General features: G+C 71.7%; 2 protein-coding genes. Both read right to left on the bottom strand.

From position 1 onward, the window contains the following. Window positions 1-24 precede the first annotated feature (24 nt). Complete coding sequence (locus DQW06_RS13985; RefSeq protein WP_117198592.1) at window positions 25-1,779, bottom strand: LCP family protein; 1,755 nt, start codon at window positions 1,777-1,779, stop codon at window positions 25-27. 458 nt (window positions 1,780-2,237) lie between these two features. Further along, window positions 2,238-2,906, bottom strand: a complete 669-nt coding sequence (locus DQW06_RS13980) for a hypothetical protein (RefSeq protein WP_013155737.1) — start codon at window positions 2,904-2,906, stop codon at window positions 2,238-2,240. Window positions 2,907-2,973: the final 67 nt, after the last annotated feature.

Raw genomic sequence — 2,973 nt, 5'->3', positions numbered from 1 at the left:
TCTCAGAGGCCCCTCCGGGGCGCCTTATTCCATCTCGTCCCCGGTGCCGTAGCCCAGGCCGTCGGAGCACGGGTTGGAGGTGGCGTCGCGTCCCACGCCCGGACGGGCGGGCTCGTCATCCGGGGAGGCCTCCGCGACCTCCTCGTCCGCCGGGGAGGGCGAGGCCCCGGGCGGGTCCTGGGGAACGGGCGCCTCGTCGGCCATCGTGAGGGGCAGGGGCCGGTCCTCGCGCACGGCGGTGAACAGCTCCTCGGCCTGGTCCTCGTACCACAGGACCCGGTTGGGGTTGGAGGGCGCCTGGTACCAGGGCACGGTGTGGAACTCGATGTCGGTCAGCTCCACGTCCGCCAGGGTCACGGCGATCGACAGCATCCGGTCGAACGTGAGGGCGCTGTCCGTGGCGCTGTGCTCGGCCACCGCGCGCAGAACGGCGTTGAGCCTGCCCGGGTCGGTGATCACGTCGTTTCTGGTCACCTGGTCGGCCAGGGCCGCGAGGAACATCTGCTGGCGGTCGATGCGGCCGATGTCGCCGCCGTCGCCGATCTCGTAGCGGGCCCGGACGAACGACAGCGCCTCGTCGCCGTCGAGGGTCTGCTGGCCCGCGTCGAGGTCGAGCTTGGACCGGCTGTCCTCCATCGGCTCGGGAATGCACATGTCCACGCCGCCGATGGCGTCCACCACGTCCCGGAAGCTCATGAAGCTGAGGTGCACGAAGTGGTCGATGCGGACGTCGCTCAGCGACTCGATGGTGCTGACCACGCAGGGCGGTCCGCCGTGGTACATCGCGGCGTTGATCATGCCGAAGTAGCCGGGCGTGCCCTCGGTTTCTCCGTAGGGGTCGCAGTCGGGCAGGGCCACCAGCGAGTCGCGGGGGAAGCTGATCACCGACACCCGGCTCTCGGGTGAGATGTGCGCCAGCATGATCGAGTCCGAACGCTCGCCCTCGAACTCCGTCGAGTAGGCGGTGCTGCCCTCCTCGTAGCCGTCGGTGCCCATGAAGAGGATGTTGACGGAGTCGTTGATCCTCTCGGGCCGGTCCTCCTCCTTGAGCAGCCCGTCGATGTCGTACTGGACCATGTCCGAGCGCAGCGAGCGGTAGTAGCCGTAGGCGGTGCCGACCCCGGCGGCCAGGACGAGGACCAGGCTCGCGGCGACCCAGACCAGGATCCTGCCGGTCCGGCGGCGCTTCGTGCGGACGGGAGCGGCGGACGGGGCGGCCCCAGCGGTCTCCGCGGTCTCTCCGGACTCCCCGGTCCCGGCGGCTCCGGCTGGGGCACCAGCCCCACCGGCCTCTGAGGGCGCCTTGGTCCCAGTGCGCTCTTCGTCCCCGGCGGCGGATCCAGCCGCTGGTTCCGCAGTGGCCTCCTCGGCCTCAACGGCCTTCTCGTCTCCGGTGACCTTCTCGGTCTCGGTGGCCCCTTCGGTACCGGTGGACTTTCGGGTGTCGCCAGCCTCGGCAGCCTCCCCGGCACCGGCAGGCTCGTCAGCCTCCGGGGTCTCCTGGGCCTGCTGCGTCTCCTGGGCGCCTCCGGTGTCCGATGTCACACCGGTGTTGGGGGCCTCTTCTGCCTTTCCGACCTCCTCCGCCCCCGCGGTCTCGTCCGACTCGTGGGCCCGGCCGGTTCCGTCAGCCCCGGTCTCGGACGCGGTGGTGTTGTCCCCACCCGCCGCGTCGTCGCCGGTGTTCTCGGTCCCTGATCGGGGTGTGGAGCCGTCCTCGGGCCTGTCGTCTGGTGTGTGGTCCCTGCCGGAGGCAGAGGGCTTCTCATCAGCGGGCATCGTGCAATCTCGGTGAGTTCGGACGGCGGGACGTGCCAACGGTCGGACGCCGGGCCGGAGGGACACGCGTCCGAGTTCGGGGGAGGGCGGGGAACGCGCGGAACGTCAGCGGCGGGCGGTCGCCGGATCCGGGGCCTCCTGGGGATTCGGGGGCGGCCCGCGGGGCACCGGCAGCACCGGGAAGCGGGTGCGGCCGAGGGCACGGAAAACGCGTGCGTGCCAGAGATCCTAGGTCAAGTTCTTCCCGTCCGCGCGCGCGGGTTGTCCATGGGCGGGGGGCCTGACCGCAATTGCGCCGCACAATTCCTCAGCCCCCGTGGTCGTCTCCTGGAGTCTGTCCGCCTGACTTTCCCCGGCTTGTCCGCTTGAAACGCCTATGTCCGGTCTCTGTCGGTGCAGACGCTGACCGCCCGCGCCCCTGAGCGGGGACGGCGGGCGGTCAGCGGAGCAGGGCCGGGTCAGTCGTCCCAGAAGGCGCTCTCCTTGGCGGGCTCCTCCGCGGTCGCGGAGGAGGAGCGCCCGCCCTTCGCCGCGGGCTTGGAGGGGGTCTTGGCCGTGCTCTTGGCGGGCTTGCGGGCCGGGGACGCGGGCTTGGCGCCGGTGTGCCGGGGGCGCGGGGTGACCGCGCTCTTGGTGATGGGCTCGGCGGGACGAGGCGTCTCGCCGGAGTGGATGCTCAGCGCCTCCTCCTCCACGGACAGCATCTTGCGGACCGCGGCGGGCACCTCGGGCAGCTTCTCGGAACGCAGGTGCGCGCCGAGCACCTCCAGGGCGTGGTCGCACAGCAGCTGGCGGGAGCGCTCGGACCTGACCCCGCTGAGCTCCTCGATCTCCGGCAGGGCCCGCTCGCGCAGCAGGCGGATGACGTCGCGCAGCCGGTCCCGCGTCTTGCGGTCGGTCATGGACATGACGGTCAGCTCCGCCTCGGCGAGGAAGCTGTCGCCGCCGTCGACGGAGTCGCGTTCGGCGATGAAGGCGCTGGTGAGGGTGCGCGCGGAGGCGCGGGAGGAGGTGCGGATGGCGTCGCGCCTGACCAGGCGGGCCTGGACGGCGGTGACGACGACGCTGGTGACCAGGCTGATTCCGGCGCCCAACAGGATCAGTACGAGGGGGTTCTCTGGGAACACGGCGGGGACCTTTCCGGGCGGGGGTCCGCACGGGCGCGGCCACAGGGGTGACAGAGGTGTGCGGGGC

Origin of the sequence: Nocardiopsis sp. TNDT3, assembly GCF_003427465.1 — a bacterium.
In the GTDB taxonomy this organism is placed as follows: Bacteria; Actinomycetota; Actinomycetes; order Streptosporangiales; family Streptosporangiaceae; genus Nocardiopsis; species Nocardiopsis dassonvillei.
This window is presented reverse-complemented; position numbering and strand designations above follow the sequence as displayed.